This is a genomic window from uncultured Winogradskyella sp., assembly GCF_947495255.1.
Classification (GTDB): Bacteria; Bacteroidota; Bacteroidia; order Flavobacteriales; family Flavobacteriaceae; genus Winogradskyella.
The window spans coordinates 1-25,206 of record NZ_CANLYI010000006.1; the positions used below are offsets into that span (position 1 = coordinate 1).

Below are 25,206 nucleotides of genomic sequence, written 5' to 3' on the forward strand. Positions count from 1 at the left end.
CGTTTTTGCAAGACAGAAATAGGAAAATCAGAAGTGAAATTGTCAGCAGTTTGTTCATTTCGGGTATGTTGTACAACAATAGTATATAGAACATATGTTCTATATACACCCAAATATAAGATATATATAACATATGTTATATATATCCTTTATATATTCTTAAATATCTAAAGGGTTCTTAATTTTCTTAAAAGTGGTCGTGGCAACATGGGTGTAAATCTCCGTCGTTTTGGTAGAGCTGTGACCTAATAAAACTTGAATTTGTCTTAAATCCACTCCATCTTCTAAAAGGTGAGTTGCAAAACTATGTCTTAGTATATGTGGTGTTACAGTAATTTGTATTCCTGCCTTTATTGCGGCATTTTTTACTATTTGGCCAACACTTTGTGCGGAATATTGTTTTCCATATACGCCTTCAAAAATATAAGTTTCTGGTTTCCATTGTTTATAGTAGTCTCGTAAATCTTTTAATAAAGTATTAGAAAGTAACGTATAACGGTCTTTTTTACCTTTAGCGGCTTCAATGAGTATTAGCATTCGCTTACTATCAATATCTGTAATTTTTAAATTGATTAATTCGTTTCTTCTAATCCCAGATGAGTACAAAAGACTTACAATACATTTATGTTTTAAGTTATTTGTATTTGTAATGATTTTTAAAACATCCTCTTTTGAAAGAACTTTTGGCAATTTTTTTGCTTTTCTAGGCCTTTCTATTTGATAAAAACGATTTGGCATACCTAATACAGATTCGTAATAAAATTTGATACTGTTGATCGCTATATTTATATAAGAATCAGATTTGTTTTCTTGAATTAATTTGAGAATATAGTTCCTAACATCATTTTCATTGATCTGTATCAATTCTTTGGCTTTGTGATCGTTTATGAAGGTTTCAAAAGCAAGAATATAAGATTTTACAGTATTATTAGCGTATTTTTTTAATTGTAACTTATCTAAGTACGAAGTAGGACAGTGTCGAAAATTATTTGGTAGAGATCGTTGTCTAAACCAAGTGATATCCATGGGCTCAATATTATCATTTATTGGTTTTTTATCAAAAAAGTAATTACAATTCACCCAAACAACACCACTAAAAATATTAAATATTTTATTAAGGTTTTCATTTGAGTTTAAAATATAAGCCATGTTAAATTCATTGCTCCATCTTACGTTAGGCAACTCTTTAACAAGTGCCTGAATAATTTTGTCTGTATTGAATTGTAAGCCGATATATCTTTTATCTTTTATTAAAAGATGCTTTAAAGTAACGCTCCTTCCTTTTTCCATAAAGTATTATTTAATGCAATGTAGTGGATGTTAACGATTTAATCGTATCTTATTCGAATAGGATACGTATAACATACACTTAATATAAGGAACATGAGATTTTATAAAACTTGTATATATTGTAAGAACGAGTTAAAGGGAAGAACCGATAAGAAATTTTGCGACCCACAGTGTAAAAGTGCTTATCAATATCAACAAGCAAAAGAAAAACCGGAACGTTTTTATAATATAGTCGACAATCAGCTAAAACTTAACAGAAAAATATTGAAGGAATATAATAAAGGAGGTAAGGTAATAGTTAGGACAAGTATGCTTACTCAAGAAGGATTTGATCCAAATTTTTTCACACATTATTGGAAAAACACAAAAGGTGATGTCTATTTTTTTGTTTATGAATATGGATTTTTAAAAAGAGTGGAGCATGGTGTTCATAAATATGTACTAATAAAATGGCAGGATTATATGGTTCAGAAATAGAAAGTCCTCATTGAACATTATGACTTTATGTAAAATGTTAGAACAGTACTATCAAGTTCTATAGAATATAATTATAGTAGTAGACTCATTTTTGTGGAATGATTCTTATTACGCTAGTTATAGATAATCTTCAATAATGGGAACAAGTAGAAATTATTCTTTAGAGTATTTAGGATTTAGCTCTGTTACTACAGTAAAAATGTTTAAGGATTAAAAGTCATAATTAATCTTACTTAGAATAAACGATTTTTTGCATCTTTATTTTGATAATTTACATTAAACACGCAGGGATAAAAATTCATCTTATTCCATTCAGCACATTTCTCTACATTCCGCAAAAAGCTTCATTCCCATAAAAGAGCTTCATTAAACAAGGTCTTGAACCTAATCCCCACTTTTGACGCTTCATTCCGTTAACCCTTTCCGCTCTGCAGGAAAGGAACACTCTATTCTCACGTAAAAAGCGTGAATCAAGTTCCCTAAAAAGGATAAAAATGTATTTGCATTTTGTTCCACTTCCCATGATTTTATATTTCACAAAGTCTTTAGAATCACTTCCGTAATCCAACACCGTCAACTCTTTTTTTGACAGCAAAATAACAACATTCAGCTTTGAACGACAGCATAACCAGGCTCACTTCGACTGCGCTAAGCGCAGGCTACCCTCGCACTTTTTATATGTCTAAACAAAGCTGAATATCGAAAGCACTAAGCAACAAAAAGAAGGTAACAGCGTCGGCTCTATGGGAAGTAAATCTAAAATGAATCTTATGAAATCTTACAAAATAAATAAAAAGGAAGCGGAACAAAAGTTAAAAAAACCAAAAAAGGAAAACGCTCTGGATATAATAAGTAAATCAATAATACAGCCTTTCTGAATCGTTCAGATTGGTAAATATTAATCTTTAAATTTTTTAATTATGAGTACTCTAAAAAACAAAGTACAGTTAATTGGTAACGTAGGATACATGCCAGAAATTACAAACCTTGAAAACGGTAAGAAAATTGCAAAATTTTCAATCGCAACCAATGAATCTTATAAGGATTCTAAAGGTGAAAAAGTGACAGACACCCAATGGCACACTATTGTAGCATGGGGAAAGATTGCCGAAATCGTAGAAAAATATGTCGGCAAAGGAAAAGAGGTAGCAGTAGAGGGTAAATTGACCTCACGTTCTTATGAAACCAAAGAGGGAGAAAAAAGATATGTTACCGAAGTGGTAATTGATGAAATTTTGCTTTTGGGAATTAAAGGCGAGGATAACGCTACCTAATAATTGAAAATTAAAAGAGAGCGTTCCTGTCAAAAAGTAGCGCTCTCTTTTTCATTATTAACTAATAAAAAAAATATAATGAACGAAAAAGTTAACAAAATAAAAGCCGATTTACAACATTTTTGTGGTATCGAAATGGTCTTTAAAATTCCATTAATTGGAACGCGTTTTACTGACGGATTAAAATATTTAGCCAACGAAGCGGAATGCTTTTGGCTGATTACAGATGTATCCGTAATTGCAAAAAGTCTGTCAAATAGAAGTCATTTTATTACCATTGATTTTAAACGACTTTCTGAAAAGGAACAGTTTGAAAAGCAATGCGAAGCCATCATTAATTATAGTGATGGAAACGATAACATTTTTGAAACACATAGATATAATGTAACTGATTTTCCGTTGGATGAATTGCTATTATTTTTTGTAAATAATACGCTTATGCTTCCAAGTGAATACTAATTTTTTAGTCATGGTATATCTCAATTATACAAACCTCGATAACGAAACCCAAGAACGTTTGGTTTCGGTTTCCAAAAAAGATGTTGAGCATAAATTTGGAAATGATTTGAAACGTTACGCCAAAGAACATCATGTTGAATATGATATACTTTTGGAAGAAGAAGCTCTAAGAAATTTATATTCTTATGACTATATTTTTAATATTTAAGATCGAATTATTAACCTAGGACCTTTAAGTTTATTAAAGGTCTTTTTTTTTGTCCTGTTATTTTATATTCTGCAACAAAAAGTGTGGTTTGTTAAAGATACTTTTAAACTTCAAGAATAACACTCTTAAAAAATCGAATTACAATTAGCATTCGTTAAAAAGCCATTACATTTTTGGATGTAATGGTATTTTTTTGTCCAGCGCGCTGGACGAAAAGGAATAGCAAGAGGGTAACACGCTAGCGCGATGTTACAATTTTTAGTTTTTACAAAACACTAGTAATTTCAACACCTATCGGCGATTGGTTGTTTTGATTTTTGAATTTTCAACATGGTTTTTTCAGAAAAAACCCTCGCAGGCCAATAAAAACAACAAATATTTTCAGAAAAAATGGATAAAGGATATGAAAAAGAGCGGTTTGAGAAGCTCGGTATTAAAACTTCAGTCGCAGAGCGTTTTCGAGTGTTTTGTAAAAAAATATCTAAATCACAATCGATGACGTTGCTTCTGATGCTGGACTTTTTTGAGGACAATGGCATTTCGCCATATGAAACTTTAGGACCTAATATGAAAACCTTAGAAAGTCAAATCAAGAAGCGAATCAATGCGGTAATCGCCATTATAAAAGACATCGAGAAGAACCATGACAAACCCACAACTGCCATGTTACAATCTTTGTTTATGGAGTTTGAACCAAAGCAAGAAAAGTTGATTTTAGAAAAAGAAGTTGAAGAGAAGGAAGTGCTATTTGTAGAAAAAAATGATTCAAATAATCAATTATAATATTATGTATATCACAATCACGGCTCAAAAATTAGGAGGAGATTATTCGCAAAGCTCTGCCGATTTCGCTGAGTATCTGGAGAAGGAAAATCAAGGTTTGGAGCAAGCAGATGTAGAGCATTTTTTTAATCAATATGGCGATGAAATTGAAGCTAAAGACGTTGTGAAAGAAATTGATGGCAATACGGCGAAATTAAAAAGGAAAGAGCCTAAATTTTATTCAATTACCGTAAACCCAAGTCAGTCAGAATTACGAAATTTACAAAACAGTTCTGCCGATTTAAAGCAATATACCAGAGCCATAATGAACGATTATGCAAGGTCCTTCAATCGAGAAATTAATGGTAAGCCGATAACCGTTGACGACATAAAATATTTTGCAAAAATTGAACATCAACGAACATTTAAAGGCACAGATAAACAGGTAAAAGAAAACCAACTTTTTGCCACTAAAATACTTCAGCTAAAAACAGATATTCGGAAAATAGAGAATCATCAATTAGATGGAAATATCAAGAAAATGAAATCTAAAATAATCAAACTCGAAGCCGAAGCACCACATCAACAAAATGGAAAACGGATTGTTCAAGGCATGAAAAAAGCGGGTAATCAAAGTCATATTCACATTATCGTGAGTCGAATAGATGCCTCAAATTCTGTGAGTCTATCACCAGGATCTAAATACAAAGGTTCGGAAGTTGAGATGCATGGTAAAATTGTAAAACGTGGGTTTGATAGAGATGCGTTTTTCTCAAAAGCTGAAACCACTTTTGACAAAACTTTTAGCTACAAACGCAACTTTGCAGAATCCTATAAATCGAAAAAAGATTTTATTAAGAATCCAAAGTTGTACTTCGCAACATTGTTGGGTTTGCCAGCAAGTGAAAAAGCAGTTGCTTTTAAAATGCTTGCAAAATCTGGAGTCCCTAAGGCGAGTATTCCAACAAATCAAGTGCAGTTAGCGCTTAAAACTATACGATATTTAAAACGTGGTGTGGACGTTGCAATTAAATCGGGTTCAATAGGTATATAACATGGAAATACAAGGAATCACATTTACGATTGGATTAGTATTTGGAATGAGCTTGGTGTTCTCAAGTCTTTTCAAAATGACCCGATATGCCTTTTTTATAAATCTAATTTTAACTGTTATTTGTTTAGGGCTACTTTTCAAAATGAGCCCTTATTTGATACAATGGGTTATACAGTTGCTTTATATTGGTTGTCCACTTTTGCTTATCAATACGGTTCTATATGTGTTTCTTCACAAGGAAAATGAAATTTTAGATTCAAATGATAAACACCAAGTTCATTTTAAAGTAAAGTGTGGAAATTTCAAAATAAACAACATTAAACGAGGCGCTTCAATAATTGGTTCTGCAGGAAGTGGGAAAACCGAAAGTGTTGTTTTTAATTTTCTTCAGCATTTCAGTAAACATAAATTTTCTGGTGTGATTCACGATTATAAGAATTTTGAAATCACAGAAATGGCATTTCCTTTATTTGAAAAAAATGAAGTTGATTTTAAAGTGATTTCATTTAATAATATTCATGACCGAGTGAATCCAATAGCGCCAAGATACATGACCAATGAAGAAAGCGTAAATGAAGTTGCAAGAGTTCTAATTGAAAACCTTTTAGAGCAAAGAGAGTCCGGAAGTATAGGAACAACAAAATTTTTTAATGATGCAGCTGAAGGCTTAATAGGTGGGTTGATTTGGAAATTGAGAAGCTCATATCCGCATCTTTGTACACTGCCACATCTCATAGCCATTTATCAATTCTTGGACACAGACAGTATGATTGCTTTTTTGAGCTCTAATACAACTTCGAGAGCAATGGCAGACGCTTTTATTAGTGGTAAGGATTCCGACAGACAAACCGCTGGTGTAAAAAGCACTTTGGCCAATGCGCTCAAAAAAATAAGTACGCAACGTATTTTTATGGCACTTTCTTCAGATGATGTTCCGCTAGATATTAATAGCCAGGACAAACCTTTAGCTATTTCAGTAGTCAATAACCCAAAATATGAAACAGCCTATTCGCCCATCATAGCCACTATTATTCATACGATTACAAAACAAATGAGTGTGCGGAATTCAAATGCTTCATTTTTGTTGATGGAAGAAGCACCAACAATCAGATTATTAAATATGCACCGTATTCCAGCCACATTGCGTAGTTATGATATTGCCACGATTTACGTGATGCAAGACAAAATTCAAAATGATATGATGTATGGAGATAAGGCGAGTAAAGCCATTTTGAGTAATTTATCGTATCAGTTCTTTGGTAAAGTAAATGATCCAGACACCGCAAAATATTATGAACGCTTTTTTGAAATTGTAAAAAAAGAAACCACTAGCGTTAATCGAGGTCATAATCTCAATTTTGACACCCGAATTACAACCGGAGAACGTGAAGTCTCCAAAATTAGAGCTGATGTGTTTTTTAGACTAAAAGAAGGCGAATTTATTACGTTCGCTGATGGAAAGGACAAAAAAGTTCAATTTAAATTGCCTAAAATTGAAAAACGATTACCAAGAAGGTCACGGGATTATTCTGAGGTTGACTTACAAGCTAATTTTGATAGGATTTATGAAGAGGTACAATCAATTTTTAAGTGATTAGAAGTAAAGTGTATCGATTATTGTCGCTTATTTGTAGCAATATATCTATATTTGTTATAAATAAGCGACAAAATGAATTCTAAGAAAACCATTCTTCTTCCTAAATATCAGAAGATTTTTGAACAGATAGGTGAGAATATAAAGTTGGCAAGAAAAAGAAGAAAGTTAACAACAGAGCAGGTTTCTGAACGTGCAGGTATTCACAGAGCAACGCTTTATCGTATAGAAAAAGGAGACCCAGCTGTAGCTATAGGTCACTATTTTAATGTGTTTAGAGTGTTGAATCTTCAAGATGATTTTCTTAAGCTCGCCATTGATGATGAGTTTGGACGAAAATTACAGGATCTTGATTTATTATAAGCAAAATGGCTAAAGGAAAATTTGACATATACGTATTTGCAGACTGGGATGGTTTAGAAACTCCAACGCTCGTTGGTGTGCTTTCTGCGCATTTTGCGAAAGGTAAAAAGGCATTTAGTTTTGAGTATGATAAAGATTGGCTAAAGACCGATGCGCAACGATTACTAGATCCCGATATCGTTTTTTATTCGGGACCTCAATATCCTAACAACAAGGAGAATTTTGGGATTTTTTTGGATAGCATGCCAGACACTTGGGGGAAGACCTTAATGAAGCGTAGGGCGGCGCAAGAGGCTAGAGCAAATAATGAAAAAGCAAGTACACTCTATGAAATAGATTATCTGCTTGGGGTTTATGATGAGAGTAGGATGGGAGCTCTGCGCTTTAAAACGGAAATGGATGGTCCTTTTTTAGATAATGATAACCAAAATCCAACACCTCCTTGGTCTTCACTTGGTGAGCTTCAAGAGGCTGTAAATCAATTAGAAAATGATGATTATAGTGATGCTATAAGAAAATGGATAGCCGTTTTGATAGCGCCTGGATCTTCTCTAGGTGGCGCAAGACCAAAGGCGAATATTCTGGACGCAAAGAAGAATCTTTGGATTGCAAAATTTCCATCAAAGACCGATACCGTTGATAAAGCCGCTTGGGAATTTTTAGCATATCAACTAGCGACTGCTGCAGGAATTCAAATGGCAGATTCTAAAATAGAAAAGATTAGTGGTCAATATCACACCTTTTTAACTAGACGATTTGATAGAAACAATAGAAAACGTATTCACTTCGCGTCTGCAATGACGATGACAGGAAACACCGAAGATATTCTAAAAAATTCTGCACCAAGTTATCTTGAGATTGTTGAGTTTATTGAGAATTATGGTGCCGATGTAGACGCTAATTTACATCAACTTTGGCGTCGAATCGTATTCAATATCGCGATTTCTAATACGGATGATCATATGCGTAATCATGGATTTATATTAACGCCTAACGGTTGGGTTTTATCACCAGCGTACGATTTAAATCCTTCAATAGAAAAAGAAGGATTGTCTTTGAATATAGATATGGACGATAATGCTCTAAGCTTTGATCTTGCTAAAAGTGTTGGCGCGTATTTTAGATTAAATGATACAGAAATGAATGCCATACTTACAGAAGTATTAACAGTAGTTAAAGATTGGAAGATCGTTGCAAAGGACATCGGAATTAAAAACTCGGAAATAGCGCTAATGTCTGCGGCTTTTAGGATATAAGTAAATCCAAATAGGGAAGTGCATATTCACTCTATGTTTAAAAATTGTAACTCTTCTGTTTTTTTGACACAAAAAAAAGGTTAAAAATCCTCCAATAGGAGCATGGCGATGGCTTTCATTATCCTATTAATTGGGGTTATTGATATATTTATGGGATACTTTTAGTTCAATATTGCGTTCGCCACGTTTCTCGTTCAATTCTAAAATGACCCTTCTGTCATTAGATAATGAAAATTTAGGCATAACATATATAAGTCTTACCGTTTCATTTACTACAATTTTCGAAGGCAGATGATGTTTAAAAATTGGCTCTATGTACAAACGTTGTAAAGATTTTCTTTTCCCTTTTTGTCTTGTTTCAACGGAAATGTTCAAGAAATTCAAATCATAATCCAAAGTGGAATTATTCCTAATTTGAATAACAAAATAAAGCGCTTCTTTATCAAAAACAATAGTTTCAAGTCTCATGACAACACCATTATTTCGTCTTGTGTGTCTTCCTAGATATTGTCTTCTATCAAGAAGGTAAGAGCAGAAGTTTTGGTAATAATAGGTGCTATTATCAATACTTTTTTCGAAAGTTTTAGACTGAATCGAATCTTCAACTTTTGGTTTTTCATTCCCAATACTACTTGTCATTGGGATAAAATAATTAAGCTTTGAAAGCTGCGCTTTATATCTTACAATATACGAAAAAACTGAGCCATTTATATTGATTACCAGTAGATTACTTTCTTTTCCTTGTTTGGCTTGTAGTAAGCCAAAATATTGTTCTTTTTCACGATTGTAGGTAAACACAAAATTATCTGAACCTGTGATGCCTTGGCGTATAGGTTCTGGAAAAAAGAGAACCACATTTTTGGTGTCATTGGCGTAAATAGTGTCAAGTATTGTTGATGTTTGGGCTTCCATAAAAACGGAAGTGATAATAAGTGTTAGAATGCTCATATACTTTTTCATAAGAGTGTGTTTTTAAATGCTCATTATGAGCTCATAATTTTGGTTTTAAAATAAGTTTATAATTGTTCAATACGGTAACCTTCACATTTCGATTACTACGTTTCAATACTTTTGTTATGCCACCGACCTGTGGAACTGTTGGAATATTGATATCTCCTATAACATCGTCCAGAACTTCACTGATAGCTTCGGCTCTGAAGTTGTTTTCCACATAAATGCCTTCGCTGCCATCTTGTAAATCGAAAGCTTTGAGTTTTGTGGGGTGATGGTTGATATTCTCAATCTCAATTAATGCACGATTGGGCTGAAAGCTTATAAAACCAAATAAAAGTGTGTTCTTGGGCATTTGTTTTCCATTGACCATTGCAGCTTTAGTAAGTCGCATTCGCAATCGCGTATTTGCTTTTACAATTTGGTCGCCATCAACAACGGCGTAAATTGTGGTATCCGTATGACCCATGATTGAAAATGTATTGGGTTTTGGTGCAGCCGCAAAAAATAGTTGATGTTCCAGGCCCAATGCTTTAGCTTGTATTTTTAACTCTCTGATTATTTCTGAAGAATCAATAGCTATAGGGGGCTTTGTTTTTAGGTTATGTCGTCCAAAGTTTTGATATTTTAATTCTGAATATTGAATTTTTCCAGCGGCGTAAATACTGTCTACAATACGTTTTTTATGACGTTCTGGTAGTTCTGGATCGTAATACCCCATGGAGTCCATTAATTTTTCATCATAGATACTAGGAGCGTTGGTTTCGCGTACTTCTTTTAAATCATTAAGCGCATCTAATTTGGAGTCATATGTTTTCTGGTTGTCTTCTAAATCAGGAATCAACGTCTGTTCAAGGCTGTCTTTTTCATTATCGTCATTTCCCATGAGCATTAGGCTATAAGAAATAAGGAATATGAACACCATTGCTAATACTGCTATAAATACTATTTTGTTCTTTTCTACTTTCATTTGCGGATTTTTTTAGGGACTCAATTTTTAGTGTTTAGCTTTTTTAAGGTGTTTTCAAAATAATTGGTAATCAGAAGACCATGTGGATTGTTTGGGAAATTCCGGTCAACGCTAATTAAGTTCCCTTTGGAAACTAATTCATAAGTATCGACAATAGAGCCTCGATTAATTTCAAAAATGGTGGTTGTAGTAAACGTATATGAGCCATTGTGTTCTTTTAATTGCGTAGTAATTTGTAGTACTTTCTGAACTAAGGAATATTGTAATAATCGGTTATAAACACCGTCTGCTTTTTTTTGACGATACAAATTATCTACAGAACTGTTGCCTAACCAAAGCGCCTTTTCCAGATTTTTTTCATAGTTGCTGGCATCAATATTATAGAAGTAGTTGTGAAACAGTTCTAAATGTGCCAAAGCTTCCACTTTAAAATTTTCCTTTTGGTTAATGAGTTTCAGCGGAATAATGCTACCATCTGTGTTGATGGCAAAAGCACTATTCAAGGCATTTTTATATGTCCTAAAGGCCACCAAAACGGAAAAAGTACTCGATAGTAAGGCACAACTAACGACGACTAAAACTATAAATCGATTGAGCTTTAATACGTTATAGATGTTTTTGTATGGTGTTTTCATATTGAGTTGGATTAGCTGGTAAATAATCTTAGCGTAAATGATGTGGCTCGCTTATAGAGTTTAAATTTCAAGAAAACTATAAAGCCAACGGTGCCTAGTTGTACAACGGGTGCAAAAAAGCCTTGACCAAAATCGGTCCCAAATAGGTTGGTCCAGAAATTGGTGTTTAATTCCGTATAGATTGCATTGATAAATACATTGACTAAGAAGAAAGCGGGAACTAACATATAGACGGCTGCATAGAGTTTAAAAAAGGTATAGGCTAGTGAACGGAACTTTTCAAATACGGCTAGACTTATAACCAAAGGAAAAAAGGCTTGCATAATTCCTAATAGAAAGAAGCGTTCTGCTAAAAACAGAGGGTAGATAAATAGGTCAAGAATCCACAGCATGGTGCTTATTATAAAGGCTAATATCTTAAATCCATAGAGTGGTGTAAGCAAAGCTTCATAAAGAAGCGTCATTGCCATACTTGCAGCATCTAATAATCCTACATCTTCTTCAAGTGGTAAATCTTGTAGTTGTAATGGTAATAACGCAGGTGCAGTCCCTCTGTATTGCCCTTCAATGGCTACTAATATGCCATCAAAAAAAACTAATACCTGCGTTGAGAAAATAACCAAGAGCACGACAGCAAAATTCTTTGCGAGCTCACCAGGACTTAATCCCCAAGAGTACCCATCTTTATCTGCAACACCTTCATTGTATTTTTTTAGAATATTGATTAAGAAAAACAAAACCGCTAGCGTTTTCATTCCTGCAATGGTGTATTGCGAGAAGCTGCTGTTTTGTATGGTTTGAAATACCGTATCGATATATTCAAGTCCAATTCCTAAAATGAAGGCTGCAGTCATTATTAATAGTTTGTTTCGCGATTATTTACTTTATCCTGCATTTTTCTGAAGGAAATAATATCCTTGTAACGTCGCGTTTTTGTTTTGATATTGGAAACCATTTCCTTCGATTCTAATTCTTTTTCTTTTAGGACTTCGGCACGTTCGGCATCGGTCATTTTAAGATTATCGCTGGATAAAATTTCGCCCATAAATTCAACGGTGTCTAAAGCATTTTGAACTATCGCATCAAAGGATTCTGCAACTCGAGTTACTTCATCAGGTTTTATATATGGCGAGTTCAAAATGTCTTGTAAATCAGTTTGCATAACCTGAATAAGACGTTGGTTGTTTTGTGCAATTTCCTCAACCGCTCGGAGTTGTTGTACCACGCTGGATACTTTTTCTAGCGCTTCTTTAGCGTCTTTCAAAAATTGTACAGACTTAATCATCTGCGCAGTTTGTTTGCCCGATTCTACAAGTTGTTTTACCAAACTTATAAAATTGGTGTTGTCATAAGTCGGCATGCCTTGGCTTGTTGCCTTTAATGGAATTAATAGCATTAATGCTACTGCTAGTACTAAAATTCTGATTTTCTTTTTACTCATTGTAAAAAATTTGTTCTGGTATTCGTGAATCTTGGATTTCATAATATTACGTTTTAGATGTGAATTGAATTATTGCTTTTTGCATATCGTGATGCTCTTCGTAGAGCTTCATGATATCCTCATTTTCTCGTCCATCGGTTAGATATGCTGCATACACTTCTTTAGGGACCTCAAGCCTGAAAATGTTGCTTTCCTTTCCGATTTTGATGAACATTTCAGTGTACTTCCGTGAACCAGAAAGATTATTTTTAATGGATTTTAATTGGTTTAAGTCATGGCTTGATAGGTTGAGTCTTTTTACAAGTTCCTCATAACCTTTTTCATTATTCAGACTATAGATAACTTGGGTGTTTTCCAAAATACTTGCTGAGGTTGCATTGTCGGGAAGTTGATTAATGGATTGTAGTATGATCCCAATAGCTCCATTTTGTTTTCGTATCGCTTGATAGTAAAATTCAACACTTTCTAGTACGTTGTCAAACTTCAGTTGTTTCGCAAACTCATCGAATAAAATGATGCCTTTTTCGGCTCTGTTTTTCCATATAGTTCTTTGGATCGCTGATTTAATTAACTTCAACATTACCGACAAAATTTCTTTATTGTCTTTCACTTCATCCAGTTCAAAAACAATTAAGCGTTTGTCTTCGATTTTATACGTCTGGTCTTCACTTACTTCAAATAGAAAACTATATAGACCATCGCCAACGTACTCAGACATAACGTGCAAAAAGCTGGTCACATTAAAGTAGTCGGGATGGATTTTTAAGCGACTCAGAAGGTCTTTCTGGTGCTTTTCTATATAATTATAGAAACCTTCGAGCGAATGTTGTTTAGAAGTATGACGATAATAATGACGCAATATTTTCTTAACCGAAACCGATTGTGCTTTGGTGACTTTTATATCTGAAGCAAACAGTTCAAATAGAAATACGGATAAATCCTCTAAGCGTTCTGGAGTCAGATCTTTGACATCGCTGATATAAAAAGGATTGATCCCTAAGTTTTGTCCGCTCTCATAACGCAATACGGTATACTTTTCAGGATAGAGTTTGGCAAATTTGGTATAAGAACCCCCCAAATCAATGATGACTAATCGTACACCACTTTCAAAATATTGCCGTAAGATGTTATTAGCTAAAAACGATTTGCCTTCACCTGTGGGAGCGAAAATGGCGAAATTCCGAGCTTTGATGCGCTTCTTTTTTTCATCCCAAACATCTTTTAATACTGGAATGTTATGCTCTCTATCATTAAAAATAATGCCGGTTTTATCGGATTTGTAATTGGTGTTATTAATGAACAGACAAAGCGCGTGTTTCAAATCGGTAACGTACAAATCGTTGTTTGAGAAATTGGATGAAAAACAACAGTAACTGTTCAGGATATAATTTTTGCGTTCTTCACCTCTTGGATAATAAGGAATAATATCCAATTCCTTAAATTCAGTCTTAATTTGTGAGGTGATCTTATCTAAAGTTTTAGCGTCTTTTGACCAATAGATAATATTGAGATGACCACGAATGATTCGTGAATTATCATCGGCATTAATTTGATCTAGAATGTGTTGAATTTTTCCTAGAACGACTTTGTTTTGTGAACCAAAATTGGAACTCTTATTAAGTTCCTCGATTTTCTTATCCAATAGCTTACGCCACTTTTGCTTGTCGTCCAGATAAAGAATCTGGTTAACAATGTGATTCTCGTTAAGTGTAAGCCCTATACCATCAATAAATCCTTGATGAAATACAAAATCGTCCGAAGTAAATTTTTCATTGGTTTTGCTACTTTGTACATGTTCTCCAAAGCATAATTCACTGTTGACGGCAAGCGCATCAAAATGGTTTTCGCCTATGGTGACGTTTTTCTTTTCCAATAAAATGTCCGTGTCAAATCCTTCGTTGAAACCATTGAAATATTGTCGTGTTAATTGCTGAATATCTTCTGGTGGTAGTGGACGAAATTCCATTTTACGACTGTTGTTGATAAAGGAAACGGAATCGTTTACGGCGTTGGCGAAGCTTTTAATATTTTCATCTAGTTCTTGTGCAATCACTTTTGAAATTGTCTTGAAAGGATTGACATATTTAGGATGGTTTAGAGCCTTGTTCTTGGTTAAGATGAAGAACAAATAACAGTGGTGTTTTATATGCTCACGACCTTTAAAATGTGCGTTTGTGGCTTTTTCGAGAAAGGTGGTGTTTGGAAGCGGTTCTGAGTGATATGTTTTTTTAAGATAAATGTCTTGTTTATGGACCACGGTGCCAATAGGTAAGGATTTGAACGCCTGAAACCATGCACTATGTATATCTTCAAAATCCTTTTCAGATAAGGAATAGATTTCTGGCAGATGCCCCTCATAGCAAAACACTACATTACCATTGTTGGCAAATACCATATGGTCTTTAATAGCGACAATGGGTTGATATTTTGAAAGGTTAATCGTGTTCATAATTTAAAACAATAATTCTTTTGTTACTTATAAGTTTTGGAAAGGCTTTTGTCATCTGGAAAAGCTGTGGATGGTTTGTGATCCGTGTTAAAGCCACATATAAGCTGGCATTAAAAAACATCAGACCAATTATAACCCCAAAGCTGAATGAGAAAATGATGATTAATAATGACGCAAGAATAGCCACCATCATTAAAGCAAATAGGGAAATGGGCAATCCAAAAATGGCTGCCCGTTTTCTTATGTTCTTATAGACCTCAAACCGTTTCATTAGACAACGATGCTTATGAGGTAAGTAAAGATGCCTACCACTGCACCTGCAATCAAGACAAATACGAGAACTCGGGTAATGCCTTTTTTAAGATCTGCGTTTTCTCCAAAAAAATGACCAGCGTTAAAGAGGAATCCAATTAAAAAAATGACGCCCAAAATGATGGGGAATATGGCTCTTATGGTATCTGAAACATCATTAACGGAGTCTTCAATACCACCGATCTGAGCAAAGCTTGTGGCTGTTGCCAGTAAAAATGTGAATAGCGTAAACATTAATTTTTTCATAAGTGCTAGATTTAGCCATTTATCGATGGAATCGAAATGGCAGGTTTTGATTAATACGTTATGAAATCTAGTGCGAAATGAATCTGACGGAAGAAAATCTCTAAATTTTAACGCTTAGGGGTGTTAAACTTTTGAAGATTGTTAAGGAAGTGGTTGATTTCTTGAATATTGTGTAATCTAAAATGATTATGATGTATACGTTAAATCAAATGCTACTTGCGTTATTATGTTTGTTTTTTATTAATATTTCTTTTACACAGAATGAGAAAGATCAAGAAAAGAAACCCATTGTTGTAATAGATCCAGGACACGGAGGCAAAGATCCTGGGGCTATAACCACACAAGGTATAAAGGAAAAAGATATCGTTTTAGCAATCGTTTCTAAAATGGTAGTTCTCAATGATACTTTATTTGATGATCCGTTGAGGTTATTTTTCACTAGATATACAGACACCTTAATAGCCCTTCGTGATAGAACTCTTTTGGCAAAAACATTGAAAGCGGATATTTTTATTTCAATCCATTGCAATCAAGCTATAAATACAACCGCAGCAGGAACAGAAGTTTTTATTTATCCTAAAAGTGAAGCGCAGGCATCAGCATCTACTTATTTAGGGCTTACTATACAAAAAGGATTAGTTGATATCCTAGGTATTAGAAATCGAGGATTGAAATATGGAAACTTTCAGGTATTACGAGATAATGATAGTAATGCGTCAATACTATTAGAGTTAGGATTTTTATCTAAATCCGACGAGGCTATTTATTTGAGTAATGAAGAATCTCAAAGCGCTATTGCTTTGGTTATACTTCAATCGATTATTAAATTTTTGGGGTTATGAGTGAGTTGTATTTAAGAGTACTAAAGAGTTTGAAGGAATTATTAGTTACGTTTTTAACTTCCATAAAACACTTATTAAATAATCATAAAACGGACATATAAATAATCCCATCAACTTATTCTAAGAAACATTTTCTATTTTGCTTTCTGAAATTTTATTGAAAGTAATTAAATCACTTTCAAGTTGTTGCTTACCGTAAAGGCGTAATTTATTTACCAGAGGTCTACAACACTTTTTATATTTAGGGTTGCCACATATTGGACAATCTTTATTGGCTTCAAATTTATCACCCTTAATTGCTTTGTTAATCAAATTGATTATATATAAAGGGTCTTTAAGTCCTAACTTTGTTCTGTAATATTGTATAATTCCAGCTTCATGATGATCATATTCACCATTTGCGTAATGACCTTTGGATATTCTATATTGATGATTAGCGAAAAACGGATAGATAACATCTCTATAAAACTCGATTAAATTTATACCAGTGTTTCGTTTAAGAATAAGGTCATGAGTTATATCTAAACAGCATGCGCCTTTTTTAGAAATATGAAAATCCCAATCTCGTTCAATAACGTCACTCATCTCATATACTGAAGGGATGGTGTGAGGATAGGATGTATTTATTGTTATGAGCACTTTATAGTTTTTCCAATGTTGCTTTTTCTCGTCTACAACAGATATCTCTCCATAAAGTGCTTCACAATTATGTTTGTCAAGAGTTACATTATCAAATTTATGATAGACCTCTAAAAATTTTGCTATATCTCTTTTTAATAGCGACATTCTCTAATAATTAAAATATGGTTTACTGATTGAAGCAATTGGTACAAGATTAATAGGGTCAAGTTTTACTTTTGGACTGCCAATTGTTAGAATAACATTACCATTTTGATCTTGGACAGCGAAATCATTTTCTGTGATGTACTTTTCCCAATCAAAGTCATAATGATTGTAAAATCTACCATCTTCGTAATCCCAGATGGGTTTTGACTTTTGTTTGAAATATTTGTCATTAGACAATTGATTAAGGATGTGTTGACCAACAACGATTCCATTACTTAATGCAGTGGCTTGCATTTTAGGTGCTAAACTAGTGTGAAGACTAGAAGTAGTAACCTCTCCAGCCTCTCCTAATCCAGAATACATCCAAAGCACTTGGTTATCATGACCTAGATCTAGACCAGCTCTGGTAAAAATATCTTTGATCCCATTGGCTTCGAAATACTCTTTAAGGTCATTTTTCACGAAATAAGTAATCAATGCAAATGCTTTTAAAGCATCTTTGGTTGCTTGTATTTTCTCGATATTTTTTCCTCCAAAATAAACCATCAAGCCATCTCCTTGAATTCTATGTACATAGCCACCACATAAATTAACAGCAAATATTGATGCTTTGACAATGCCTTCAGTTATAAGCGCAACGGTTTGCAAGGTAAATCGATTATTCAATTGAGTACTTTTTCGAACATCAACAAAACCACTAATTATCCAATGCTTTTCGGTATTAGTAGTTCCACGTAAGTATGAGAAATCTGGGTGATTTCCAAGACTGGGTAAATTATTGATTGCAGGTGTTCCGAGTCCCTTAATCAATCTTGTAGATTCATTTAAGCTTTCAAGTCCAGGAAGTTCTGCTCGTAAACCTTTTATGTAACTTAAGTCATAATCTGAATCTTCTTGATGCAGACTAAAAAGTTTATTCATTCGTTTTGGGTCTTTGTCGACCGCTTTTTTGATTACGTCCAAATAAGGATTAAAAATGTTCATGGTATAGGGTTTTTATGAATTAATTAATATGAAATATAATGTGGGTAAAAGAAGAATGAATTGCACAACCAATAGTACACCGGCGAATTTCAATCTTGAAAATTTTGTTGTTAAACCGTTAGAAAGTATGTAGACTTGGGACCTTAAATCTTGCAGCTCATCTTTGTCACTATAGTTTTTTGATGTACTATTGAATTCAGACCGCTTCATTTTAGAAATAGCGCCGAAATAATATAAAGAATCTGGCTTTTTTGAGAAAAAAGGTATGCTTGCTATTGAAAGTACAATTAAACTGAAAACACCAATAAATAGCAGAACACCAATGCTGACTTTACCAATTGTTGACATGTCGCAAACAATTTCAGTTTGATTTAACAATGCAATAATACCACCAGTAATAAAAGTGTTTATTGCAATATATACAGCCGACTTATTGTTGACACTATCAAAATAGTGGTCAAATCTATCTATTGTGTATTTTAGTCTATCTTTCTCCATCGTTACTTGCTATTATTTGTATTGTAACCAAACCAGCAGCTATCCAAAGACCATTCTTAACTTGGTTGCTGGATTCTTTACCATATTGAACCCAATTAGCAAAATGCTCGCAATTAAAGCCCAGAAAACTATATTTATGTCCGAGTTTTTGTCTAGCTCTTATTATGGCATGTTGTACTTGAAAATGATTGCCATTAAAGCGTCTTATTTTTACAGGTTCATATTCTTGTAGCAATTCAAGTAATTCTGAATGAAAGACTTGTTTTACACTGCCTTTCAAGTTTCCTATGAAGACTCCATTTCCGAGGTGTACTATGTAATGGTCTAGTATGCGACCTAAACCACTTTTCTTTTTGGCTACAATAACATCTATTGGTTGCAAGCCATTAATTAACTGCAAATAATTTGTCATAACTAATTCTATTTTCCTTTACTATCTTTTCTATTGCTTCTAATATGCTCCTTAATAGTTATTGTTTTACCATTAACCTTTCTCTTGTGTTCTGGTATCCTATTGAATTTTTTACCTGTTGAATCTTTTGCCATAATTTTTGTTTTTAAGTTTATAAGGATTTTTTATTATATTTGAATCTCCCTATTAATTATTTGCTAGTATTTTATTGTTTTAACCAAAGGCTATATGTGCCCAGCTACTCATATACCCTAATAGATATATCCGTTTTGGTATATAAATGAATACAGATCTGAATCAAGACATAGATTTTGAAAAAATACCTAGTATAGAATTGCTTGAGTATATTTCTTTCAAAGATGAATTTCCTGCAGAAGCACAGAGTGCCTTTGTGGAATTTTGCTTCAGGTTTGAGAAAGAATTAAAGCGTAAATCAGAAATCTATTGTAATAAGTATGGATACAGTGAAGTTGTTGCTTTGGAAATAGCACATTGCACTTTTTCAAGAGTTTGGAAATATGGAAGTTTCAATAAAGAAAAAGCTAAATCCAATGATATGGATAAAGCCATACTATTATGGATGTATCCTATCGTATTTACCCAAATCATAAAGTATGGAAAAGAAAATACTTGTGCAGAACCGACAGAGGAAGAAGACTTAAGTTTAATTAATAATGCAGAAGAATTGGCTGAAAAATTGGATATCATCAATGTTGAAGCCAAAAGAGAAGTTGTTGCTAAATTAAAGACAATTGAAAGGGCTTTAACTCAATTGACAGTTAAACACCGTATTATTTATTTTACATATAGAGGATACAAAAAACAAGGAAAGAAAGTACCTCGAACAATTACTGCTCTGTTAAGAGAAAAGCTCTCATTAACTCAGAAATCTGTAAATACTTATTATGGAGATGCTGAAAGACACATTACAACCTATTTAAATATTATCAATGGCAAAGCTTAAAAAAATAGAGCTTATTGAAATTGAACAATTAGATACTTGGCTGAGTTCAACTGGTTTTCTGTTCCCAAGTAGTGAACTTGAATTAGATAGATTTAATAAGCTTTATGAAGACTATAATTATAAATTAGATAATTTTCATTTAGATCCAATCTCAATTATCAATAATACATTCCATAGAGAACCAAAGGTTATTACTATGTTCGAAAGTGACGTTGATAAAGAAATAGAAGGTTTGAGAATGGTTGCTAGAAAAGGTAATCAGAATCTGCCTCAGCATATTATAGAAAAAATGCGTAAAAAACATAATCAAGATCCAAGTGATTAATAAAAGCAAAAGCCTTAGCATAAAAAATCTAGCTGAAGTAATTGCTTTAGAATATAAGGATAAGATAACTCCGCTTGATAAGATTATTGAAGATGAAGGTTTAAAAGTATTCTATGATAGTTATGGAAAAGATACTTTTGATGGGATGACTCTATATGAAAATGGAAAATTTTCTATTCATATAAATACTGATTTAGGGAACTTGCATAATTCCGCCCGAGGCCGATTTACATTGGGACACGAGCTTGGGCATTACTACATTGATTCGCACAGAATAGGTTTGAAAAAAGGATTATTGAAGCCGCATCCCTCTAGAACTAATCGAAAACAATTTAATCAAATTGAACACGAAGCAGATTTTTTTGCATCTTGCTTATTAATGCCTGAAGAAAGATTTAATAAGGATTTTCAAAAGAAACCATTTAATATTGGATTAATTGATTTTTTGAAAGAAGAATATAAAGTTAGCCGAACAGCTTGCGCCTTCAGGTTTGCTGATATAGGGAATCATTCAATAATGATAATCTACGGAGAGGCAGGTAAGATTAAATGGTATAATTGTAGCGAAGGGTTCCTTTATAAATACCTTCTCTATGAAAAGACTGTAGCTCCCAATACAGTAATGGGAGAATTCTATAAAGATATCAAAGATGATATCTTTAAAACAGAAGAGATTTGGGCTGTAGATATTTTTAAGTATGTAAAGGATGATGACATAAATAAAAAATTTCTTGAGCATTGTATTACATATAAGAATAAGGCTCTTAGTATTATTTGGGGGGATTAAACCTTAATCTTCCCCCAAACCAAAGGATGCGCACTAGCAGCCACATTTTTATTAGAAACAGATTTGTAGATAGACCATTGTGGTTGTTTTTCTGGCCACATCGCTTTACGATTTAAACCACACGAAGTTATCTTACCAAATAGAGAAGGGGAGAAGAGCATATAATCGTTTTGCTTAATATTTACACCCATACGATAAGCACCAAGTCTAAAATAATTAGCATCATTCCCTTTATCAGAATCCACGTGAAAAGAGTGATGTTTAGTAATGTCTTTTAAGTCTGTGTCTTGGATTATTGGAGATAAAGAATTGCAATAAGGAGGAGCATTAAATGTGCCTGCAATGATGATATTGGTTTTACCTTCTGCTTTAAGCTGATTATAAATCGCTGCAATTCGGGTAACTTGATTTTTTCTAATGGTGTCAGAATAGGTTTTATCTTGTTTGTCTTTTATGAGGTAGACATTGAGCAGCCAAATTGTTTTTTTGGAAGGTGTGGTAATTTCATATACGATGAGGTTTTTACCATCGTCGTTTAGGGTGGTGTTGATGTTGTGCGTTCTCACAGACTCAAGATGATACCCTTCTCTAAGCGCAATACCCATTTCTAAACTATTCATATCATTGCCTTGTATGACAAATGATTGTGGATACGGTTGACATCCATATTTTGGAAGGATAAGCTGATTGAATTCTTCAAAAGAGGCTCTGTCTTCAATTTCTTGTAATAACAAAATATCAGGATTTACATTAGCAATAACCCGTGCTTTGTGATCTGTTGCCTTCGATTGGATGGGAATAGTTTGAAGTTCCACCCAACCATTCCAATTGGTAATATCATTTGCTTTATTTTCTAAAGAATGACTTAAGCCTTTCATATAGAGAAATCCTGCTTTTCTTCGTAAAATAGCATAAGGGCGAGGGCTTGGTTTTTCAAAACCAATGAGAAATGATAACTCTTTAATGCGGTCTTGTTGGTTCAAAGATTTAGAAGAATGAAGCATTAAAGCATCAAGTTCATGTACCCAATCGTTGATATTCTTTCCATAAGGTTTTTCTAGAAGACTTTTGTCTCTGTGAAATAAATTCTGAATGTTAAAGGTGGCGATTTTCATAATACGTGTTTTTATTTGCGTTTATCATTGGTGTTTTCATCAAAGGGAATAAGGTTGAATAGCTCGCGCATACGACTTCGGACGCGATGACCATATAAATCTTCCAATTCTTGAGCATTTAGATTTGTGGTGGCATGTGTTTTTATCTTGTGGTCTATAAAAAGCTCATGACGCGAGATCAGAATTTCGCCCATAACATTACAGTCTTTTCCATAATGTCGTCCCATAGGTTCAACACCTAAATCATCGAAGCAAAAGAATTGTCTACAGCCATAATCTTCAATAGTTTTATAACCAATATGATTAAACCCAAATACAATATTTCTACAAGGAATTAAAATATATGGTTTTTGTAGAGGGACGATATGTTTTAGCAATAACATTAAGCTTGTTTTACCGCAGCCCACAGGGCCGGAAAGTAGAATGCCTTTGTTGATGTCAATATCATTTTTAGCGCAATTGTCTTCATCTTTTATAACGTAATGACAGAGTTTTAAAATAATGTCGTGGTCTGCTTCATAGATTTTAAAACGGTTACCGAATAGCAATTTTCCTTTAATATCGAGGTAAATTAATATTTTTTCAAAGTCATAAATCACTTCTTTGCCATTTAAGGATCCAATAGAATATTCTATGTTTTGTTCAATGAGTTTACAAGGGTTGACCATAATTTTTTTGTTTTGAGGTTCTCAAGTTGTCCTTTTTATGAAACACTGCATTTTTAGTTTCAAGTTCCTTTGCTTTAAGCATCCAATTACTGGCGCTGGCTTGCCAATCTTCAATTTTTATTTTACCACCAATTTTCCAACCAATCGCTTGATAGTGATTGTAAAATTTTGAAGCTTCAATCGATGGCCATTTTTTACTTTTAAAAAAAACAAAAACTTCAAATTCATTTTTTGGTAGCTTAGTTTTATTTATGTTTTCTTTTTGTTTAGTAATGTTTGTATTAGGTACTAATGCTTGTTCAGTGCTTGTTTCATGCTTGTTTAGAACTTGTTTAGAGCTTGTATCAAAAATGAGCATCCTAATTTTGCTCCCTTTATAGGGGTTATGAGATGGCAAATAATGTATGTAGTCCCAACTGTTTAATTGCTTAAGGCAACGATGATAGGTTGCTTTTGATCCAATTTTAGATTGTAACATAATTTCTTGTCTATCCATATAAAATTCTTTTGGAAACCGGTTAACGTTCCAACATTGAAATAGTGCCATATATAAACTGACATGTGTTGGATTTAATCGCTTATCTAAATAGAATATTTGAAATATTGAATTGAGATGTTTTATATAGTTCATAAAGCGTTTTAAATGGTATTGTCCACGCGGTTCTTATCCATTACCTTTTGAATTTCTGCGGCGTCATAGTATATAATACCTCCAACCTTCGTAAAAGGAAGGGTGCCATTTACTCTGAGATTCTGTAATGTGCCTGGACTAATTTTGAGTAAATCCATGAGTTCTGAAGATTTTATATATTTCTTCAGTTGGCCTTGTGATTGTTTGCTGAGAATGTGTTTAATATCAGAGAGTAATTCTAATTTAAATTCTCTGAGATCATCGGTCGTGATTATAGTTGCTGGCATAATAAAAGGGTTTTAAAGAAAGAGACTAAAAAATGGTCTTAAAACATTTTGATAGTTTCTATCTCGATTTAGCTCACGACCATTACTATTTGACTAAATTAATGTTCGTGAATCTGTTGATTTGACTTTCGTTATGCAAATTTGTGGGTGATTATTCTATTGTCTTCAATAGTTTATCCAGAGATGGGAGTTTTTTTTAATATAAGTTTTGAATAGTTTTGGAGATGAGAAGGGCGAGTTCAATAAATTTATTGCCCTATTTTGTATTAAAAATAATGGAGTTTTTAGGAGGTATGGTATTCCCAACTTGGGGAAAACTTAGGGTTATTCATCCAAATCCTTAAAGCGCTTTAGAAGTACTTTTGTCAACCAATCTAAAAATTTTGTTTTACTGTTTTTTCTAGCTCTTATTTCTATAAAAGTGTGATAGTAATTGCCAAGTTCAATGTTAAATACCTGCTCAAACATAGAGGCTAATTCTTTAATGTCGGCAGTTCCGCTATTTATGGAGCCACTACTGTGGAGTGCATAAATTAATTCGGTTAACTCTGTTTTGCTTCCTGTCCAAAAAAGTTTTGAAGATGTTTGCTTCATCGTATTGGTTTTAGTGTCTTTATGCGACTGTAATTTTTCAATTTCTTGTTGCAGATAAACAATCAACATATCATAAGCAATAATGGTAGCTACTGTGGTGTCTTGACATGTAGAAAACTGATCGTCAATAAAAAAATGGAAGAATTCAGTTGGTAATCGTAAATCAGATTTACCTCTAATAAAATATTCTTCATCTAGGGTCGTTGCACCTCTGCGATAATAATGATAGAACTCTAAGTTATCATTGAAAAAGACTTGTAATTTGTTGATGTGATTATTTAAATATTCTATTTGGTACTTTGAGCTACTTCGAGGACGTTTGCTTTCAATATTAAAGAGCCTAACATAATAAATAAGTCTGCTAAATATTTGAGGTTTTATATGCTTAAAAAAACTAATTTCTTCATTTTTTGAACTAAACCCTTTTTTAAGGACTCTTTTTCGAAGTTTTTTAATGCATTTTTCAGTTTTAGTAATCCCATTTTCTGCTTTATATAGAATATCCTCAGTACGGGACTCTAAAGACTCCAGTGTTGTTTCAAATTCTGATATTAATTCTTGGTACCTCATAA

At 33.3% G+C, this 25,206-nt stretch carries 31 protein-coding genes; 13 read left to right on the forward strand and 18 right to left on the reverse strand.

Annotated elements, in window-relative coordinates; all coding sequences use genetic code 11:
* Positions 1-159: 159 nt before the first annotated feature.
* The gene (xerA, locus tag Q0807_RS10235) at positions 160-1,290 is read right to left on the reverse strand and encodes a site-specific tyrosine recombinase/integron integrase (protein WP_299109354.1); all 1,131 of its coding nucleotides are present in this window, start codon (positions 1,288-1,290) and stop codon (positions 160-162) included.
* 93 nt (positions 1,291-1,383) lie between these two features.
* Here xerA and Q0807_RS10240 point away from each other — a divergent pair, with 93 nt between their 5' ends.
* From Q0807_RS10240 to Q0807_RS10280, 9 genes are all read left to right on the forward strand, one after another.
* Positions 1,384-1,767 carry a hypothetical protein gene (locus Q0807_RS10240; protein ID WP_299109357.1) on the forward strand — a complete coding sequence of 128 codons (384 nt, stop codon included), beginning with the start codon at positions 1,384-1,386 and terminating at the stop codon, positions 1,765-1,767.
* A 920-nt stretch (positions 1,768-2,687) separates the two neighbouring features.
* On the forward strand, positions 2,688-3,041 hold the full coding sequence (locus Q0807_RS10245; RefSeq protein ID WP_299109359.1) for a single-stranded DNA-binding protein: 354 nt from the start codon (positions 2,688-2,690) through the stop codon (positions 3,039-3,041).
* A 78-nt stretch (positions 3,042-3,119) separates the two neighbouring features.
* On the forward strand, positions 3,120-3,500 hold the full coding sequence (locus Q0807_RS10250) for a DUF6876 family protein (RefSeq protein ID WP_299109361.1): 381 nt from the start codon (positions 3,120-3,122) through the stop codon (positions 3,498-3,500).
* Positions 3,501-3,510: 10 nt separating this feature from the next.
* Positions 3,511-3,708 carry a hypothetical protein gene (locus Q0807_RS10255; RefSeq protein WP_299109363.1) on the forward strand — a complete coding sequence of 66 codons (198 nt, stop codon included), beginning with the start codon at positions 3,511-3,513 and terminating at the stop codon, positions 3,706-3,708.
* Positions 3,709-4,098: 390 nt separating this feature from the next.
* Positions 4,099-4,491 carry a BfmA/BtgA family mobilization protein gene (locus Q0807_RS10260; RefSeq protein WP_299109366.1) on the forward strand — a complete coding sequence of 131 codons (393 nt, stop codon included), beginning with the start codon at positions 4,099-4,101 and terminating at the stop codon, positions 4,489-4,491.
* Positions 4,492-4,495: 4 nt separating this feature from the next.
* Positions 4,496-5,524, forward strand: coding sequence for a MobB family relaxase (mobB, locus tag Q0807_RS10265; RefSeq protein ID WP_299110220.1), 1,029 nt, complete (start codon positions 4,496-4,498; stop codon positions 5,522-5,524).
* Between the two features lies 1 nt (position 5,525).
* A complete protein-coding gene (locus tag Q0807_RS10270) occupies positions 5,526-7,118 on the forward strand; it encodes a type IV secretory system conjugative DNA transfer family protein (protein ID WP_299109368.1) in 1,593 nt (530 codons plus the stop codon).
* Between the two features lie 75 nt (positions 7,119-7,193).
* On the forward strand, positions 7,194-7,481 hold the full coding sequence (locus tag Q0807_RS10275) for a helix-turn-helix domain-containing protein (protein WP_299109370.1): 288 nt from the start codon (positions 7,194-7,196) through the stop codon (positions 7,479-7,481).
* 5 nt (positions 7,482-7,486) lie between these two features.
* Positions 7,487-8,737 (forward strand): type II toxin-antitoxin system HipA family toxin, encoded by a 1,251-nt coding sequence (locus tag Q0807_RS10280; RefSeq protein ID WP_299109372.1) that lies wholly within the window; start codon positions 7,487-7,489, stop codon positions 8,735-8,737.
* A 126-nt stretch (positions 8,738-8,863) separates the two neighbouring features.
* On the opposite strand, the gene Q0807_RS10285 is transcribed toward Q0807_RS10280, so the two are convergent.
* The 7 genes from Q0807_RS10285 to Q0807_RS10320 form a co-directional block, all read right to left on the reverse strand.
* Complete coding sequence (locus Q0807_RS10285) at positions 8,864-9,697, reverse strand: DUF4138 domain-containing protein (RefSeq protein ID WP_299109374.1); 834 nt, start codon at positions 9,695-9,697, stop codon at positions 8,864-8,866.
* A 31-nt stretch (positions 9,698-9,728) separates the two neighbouring features.
* Positions 9,729-10,658: a conjugative transposon protein TraM gene (traM, locus tag Q0807_RS10290; RefSeq protein ID WP_299109376.1), complete on the reverse strand. Its 930-nt coding sequence runs from the start codon at positions 10,656-10,658 to the stop codon at positions 9,729-9,731.
* Positions 10,659-10,678: 20 nt separating this feature from the next.
* A complete protein-coding gene (locus tag Q0807_RS10295; RefSeq protein WP_299109378.1) occupies positions 10,679-11,293 on the reverse strand; it encodes a conjugal transfer protein TraK in 615 nt (204 codons plus the stop codon).
* Positions 11,294-11,304: 11 nt separating this feature from the next.
* Positions 11,305-12,147 (reverse strand): hypothetical protein, encoded by an 843-nt coding sequence (locus tag Q0807_RS10300; protein WP_299109380.1) that lies wholly within the window; start codon positions 12,145-12,147, stop codon positions 11,305-11,307.
* 2 nt (positions 12,148-12,149) lie between these two features.
* Positions 12,150-12,776 carry a conjugal transfer protein gene (locus Q0807_RS10305; RefSeq protein ID WP_299109383.1) on the reverse strand — a complete coding sequence of 209 codons (627 nt, stop codon included), beginning with the start codon at positions 12,774-12,776 and terminating at the stop codon, positions 12,150-12,152.
* Positions 12,777-12,780: 4 nt separating this feature from the next.
* Positions 12,781-15,183, reverse strand: a complete 2,403-nt coding sequence (locus Q0807_RS10310) for a TraG family conjugative transposon ATPase (RefSeq protein WP_299109385.1) — start codon at positions 15,181-15,183, stop codon at positions 12,781-12,783.
* Between the two features lie 270 nt (positions 15,184-15,453).
* On the reverse strand, positions 15,454-15,741 hold the full coding sequence (locus tag Q0807_RS10320; protein WP_299109389.1) for a hypothetical protein: 288 nt from the start codon (positions 15,739-15,741) through the stop codon (positions 15,454-15,456).
* Between the two features lie 188 nt (positions 15,742-15,929).
* On the opposite strand from Q0807_RS10320, the gene Q0807_RS10325 reads away from it, so the two are divergent.
* Complete coding sequence (locus tag Q0807_RS10325) at positions 15,930-16,583, forward strand: N-acetylmuramoyl-L-alanine amidase (protein WP_299109391.1); 654 nt, start codon at positions 15,930-15,932, stop codon at positions 16,581-16,583.
* A 120-nt stretch (positions 16,584-16,703) separates the two neighbouring features.
* Here Q0807_RS10325 and Q0807_RS10330 read toward each other — a convergent pair whose 3' ends face one another.
* Genes Q0807_RS10330 through Q0807_RS10350 form a run of 5 tightly spaced genes read right to left on the reverse strand, consistent with a single transcriptional unit; the run spans position 16,704 to position 19,397 of the window.
* A complete protein-coding gene (locus Q0807_RS10330; RefSeq protein WP_299109394.1) occupies positions 16,704-17,369 on the reverse strand; it encodes a hypothetical protein in 666 nt (221 codons plus the stop codon).
* 3 nt (positions 17,370-17,372) lie between these two features.
* Positions 17,373-18,332: a hypothetical protein gene (locus tag Q0807_RS10335; protein WP_299109397.1), complete on the reverse strand. Its 960-nt coding sequence runs from the start codon at positions 18,330-18,332 to the stop codon at positions 17,373-17,375.
* A 33-nt stretch (positions 18,333-18,365) separates the two neighbouring features.
* Entirely contained in the window at positions 18,366-18,851 is a 486-nt protein-coding gene (locus tag Q0807_RS10340; protein ID WP_115812865.1) for a Pycsar system effector family protein, read from the reverse strand.
* Positions 18,838-19,263 (reverse strand): lecithin retinol acyltransferase family protein, encoded by a 426-nt coding sequence (locus Q0807_RS10345; protein ID WP_299109407.1) that lies wholly within the window; start codon positions 19,261-19,263, stop codon positions 18,838-18,840. Before Q0807_RS10345 ends, Q0807_RS10340 begins: the two co-directional genes overlap by 14 nt.
* 8 nt (positions 19,264-19,271) lie before the next feature.
* Positions 19,272-19,397, reverse strand: coding sequence for a hypothetical protein (locus tag Q0807_RS10350; RefSeq protein ID WP_262480634.1), 126 nt, complete (start codon positions 19,395-19,397; stop codon positions 19,272-19,274).
* Between the two features lie 146 nt (positions 19,398-19,543).
* On the opposite strand from Q0807_RS10350, the gene Q0807_RS10355 reads away from it, so the two are divergent.
* The 3 genes from Q0807_RS10355 to Q0807_RS10365 are packed head-to-tail and all read left to right on the forward strand — an operon-like array spanning position 19,544 to position 21,339.
* On the forward strand, positions 19,544-20,227 hold the full coding sequence (locus Q0807_RS10355) for an RNA polymerase subunit sigma (RefSeq protein WP_115812869.1): 684 nt from the start codon (positions 19,544-19,546) through the stop codon (positions 20,225-20,227).
* A complete protein-coding gene (locus tag Q0807_RS10360) occupies positions 20,214-20,552 on the forward strand; it encodes a hypothetical protein (protein WP_299109418.1) in 339 nt (112 codons plus the stop codon). The genes Q0807_RS10355 and Q0807_RS10360 overlap by 14 nt, the downstream gene beginning before the upstream one ends.
* A complete protein-coding gene (locus tag Q0807_RS10365) occupies positions 20,545-21,339 on the forward strand; it encodes an ImmA/IrrE family metallo-endopeptidase (protein WP_115812873.1) in 795 nt (264 codons plus the stop codon). Before Q0807_RS10360 ends, Q0807_RS10365 begins: the two co-directional genes overlap by 8 nt.
* Here the strand turns inward: Q0807_RS10365 and Q0807_RS10370 are convergent.
* The 5 genes from Q0807_RS10370 to Q0807_RS10390 form a co-directional block, all read right to left on the reverse strand.
* Positions 21,336-22,454, reverse strand: coding sequence for a hypothetical protein (locus Q0807_RS10370; RefSeq protein WP_299109426.1), 1,119 nt, complete (start codon positions 22,452-22,454; stop codon positions 21,336-21,338). The two genes, Q0807_RS10365 and Q0807_RS10370, sit on opposite strands and share 4 nt — an antisense overlap.
* A gap of 11 nt (positions 22,455-22,465) precedes the next feature.
* Entirely contained in the window at positions 22,466-23,122 is a 657-nt protein-coding gene (locus Q0807_RS10375; protein ID WP_299109429.1) for an ATPase, read from the reverse strand.
* Positions 23,106-23,618, reverse strand: coding sequence for a hypothetical protein (locus tag Q0807_RS10380; RefSeq protein WP_367180242.1), 513 nt, complete (start codon positions 23,616-23,618; stop codon positions 23,106-23,108). Before Q0807_RS10380 ends, Q0807_RS10375 begins: the two co-directional genes overlap by 17 nt.
* A 143-nt stretch (positions 23,619-23,761) precedes the next feature.
* A complete protein-coding gene (locus Q0807_RS10385) occupies positions 23,762-24,040 on the reverse strand; it encodes a helix-turn-helix domain-containing protein (RefSeq protein WP_299109435.1) in 279 nt (92 codons plus the stop codon).
* Between the two features lie 324 nt (positions 24,041-24,364).
* Positions 24,365-25,204 carry an RteC domain-containing protein gene (locus Q0807_RS10390; protein WP_299109438.1) on the reverse strand — a complete coding sequence of 280 codons (840 nt, stop codon included), beginning with the start codon at positions 25,202-25,204 and terminating at the stop codon, positions 24,365-24,367.
* Positions 25,205-25,206 lie beyond the last annotated feature (2 nt).

Bases quoted from the DNA above. Each gene is read 5' to 3' on its own strand.
- Q0807_RS10330 (WP_299109394.1), bottom strand. From the start codon at position 17,369: ATGTCGCTATTAAAAAGAGATATAGCAAAATTTTTAGAGGTCTATCAT.
- Q0807_RS10370 (WP_299109426.1), bottom strand. From the start codon at position 22,454: ATGAAAATCGCCACCTTTAACATTCAGAATTTATTTCACAGAGACAAA.
- Q0807_RS10385 (WP_299109435.1), bottom strand. From the start codon at position 24,040: ATGCCAGCAACTATAATCACGACCGATGATCTCAGAGAATTTAAATTA.
- Q0807_RS10255 (WP_299109363.1), top strand. From the start codon at position 3,511: ATGGTATATCTCAATTATACAAACCTCGATAACGAAACCCAAGAACGT.
- Q0807_RS10375 (WP_299109429.1), bottom strand. From the start codon at position 23,122: ATGGTCAACCCTTGTAAACTCATTGAACAAAACATAGAATATTCTATT.
- Q0807_RS10275 (WP_299109370.1), top strand. From the start codon at position 7,194: ATGAATTCTAAGAAAACCATTCTTCTTCCTAAATATCAGAAGATTTTT.
- Q0807_RS10380 (WP_367180242.1), bottom strand. From the start codon at position 23,618: ATGGATAGACAAGAAATTATGTTACAATCTAAAATTGGATCAAAAGCA.
- Q0807_RS10305 (WP_299109383.1), bottom strand. From the start codon at position 12,776: ATGAAATCCAAGATTCACGAATACCAGAACAAATTTTTTACAATGAGT.
- Q0807_RS10340 (WP_115812865.1), bottom strand. From the start codon at position 18,851: ATGGAGAAAGATAGACTAAAATACACAATAGATAGATTTGACCACTAT.
- Q0807_RS10270 (WP_299109368.1), top strand. From the start codon at position 5,526: ATGGAAATACAAGGAATCACATTTACGATTGGATTAGTATTTGGAATG.
- Q0807_RS10250 (WP_299109361.1), top strand. From the start codon at position 3,120: ATGAACGAAAAAGTTAACAAAATAAAAGCCGATTTACAACATTTTTGT.
- Q0807_RS10300 (WP_299109380.1), bottom strand. From the start codon at position 12,147: ATGACTGCAGCCTTCATTTTAGGAATTGGACTTGAATATATCGATACG.
- Q0807_RS10360 (WP_299109418.1), top strand. From the start codon at position 20,214: ATGGCAAAGCTTAAAAAAATAGAGCTTATTGAAATTGAACAATTAGAT.
- Q0807_RS10295 (WP_299109378.1), bottom strand. From the start codon at position 11,293: ATGAAAACACCATACAAAAACATCTATAACGTATTAAAGCTCAATCGA.
- Q0807_RS10245 (WP_299109359.1), top strand. From the start codon at position 2,688: ATGAGTACTCTAAAAAACAAAGTACAGTTAATTGGTAACGTAGGATAC.
- Q0807_RS10345 (WP_299109407.1), bottom strand. From the start codon at position 19,263: ATGACAAATTATTTGCAGTTAATTAATGGCTTGCAACCAATAGATGTT.
- xerA (WP_299109354.1), bottom strand. From the start codon at position 1,290: ATGGAAAAAGGAAGGAGCGTTACTTTAAAGCATCTTTTAATAAAAGAT.
- Q0807_RS10280 (WP_299109372.1), top strand. From the start codon at position 7,487: ATGGCTAAAGGAAAATTTGACATATACGTATTTGCAGACTGGGATGGT.
- Q0807_RS10320 (WP_299109389.1), bottom strand. From the start codon at position 15,741: ATGAAAAAATTAATGTTTACGCTATTCACATTTTTACTGGCAACAGCC.
- Q0807_RS10390 (WP_299109438.1), bottom strand. From the start codon at position 25,204: ATGAGGTACCAAGAATTAATATCAGAATTTGAAACAACACTGGAGTCT.
- mobB (WP_299110220.1), top strand. From the start codon at position 4,496: ATGTATATCACAATCACGGCTCAAAAATTAGGAGGAGATTATTCGCAA.
- traM (WP_299109376.1), bottom strand. From the start codon at position 10,658: ATGAAAGTAGAAAAGAACAAAATAGTATTTATAGCAGTATTAGCAATG.
- Q0807_RS10310 (WP_299109385.1), bottom strand. From the start codon at position 15,183: ATGAACACGATTAACCTTTCAAAATATCAACCCATTGTCGCTATTAAA.
- Q0807_RS10285 (WP_299109374.1), bottom strand. From the start codon at position 9,697: ATGAAAAAGTATATGAGCATTCTAACACTTATTATCACTTCCGTTTTT.
- Q0807_RS10240 (WP_299109357.1), top strand. From the start codon at position 1,384: ATGAGATTTTATAAAACTTGTATATATTGTAAGAACGAGTTAAAGGGA.
- Q0807_RS10355 (WP_115812869.1), top strand. From the start codon at position 19,544: ATGAATACAGATCTGAATCAAGACATAGATTTTGAAAAAATACCTAGT.
- Q0807_RS10260 (WP_299109366.1), top strand. From the start codon at position 4,099: ATGGATAAAGGATATGAAAAAGAGCGGTTTGAGAAGCTCGGTATTAAA.
- Q0807_RS10350 (WP_262480634.1), bottom strand. From the start codon at position 19,397: ATGGCAAAAGATTCAACAGGTAAAAAATTCAATAGGATACCAGAACAC.
- Q0807_RS10325 (WP_299109391.1), top strand. From the start codon at position 15,930: ATGATGTATACGTTAAATCAAATGCTACTTGCGTTATTATGTTTGTTT.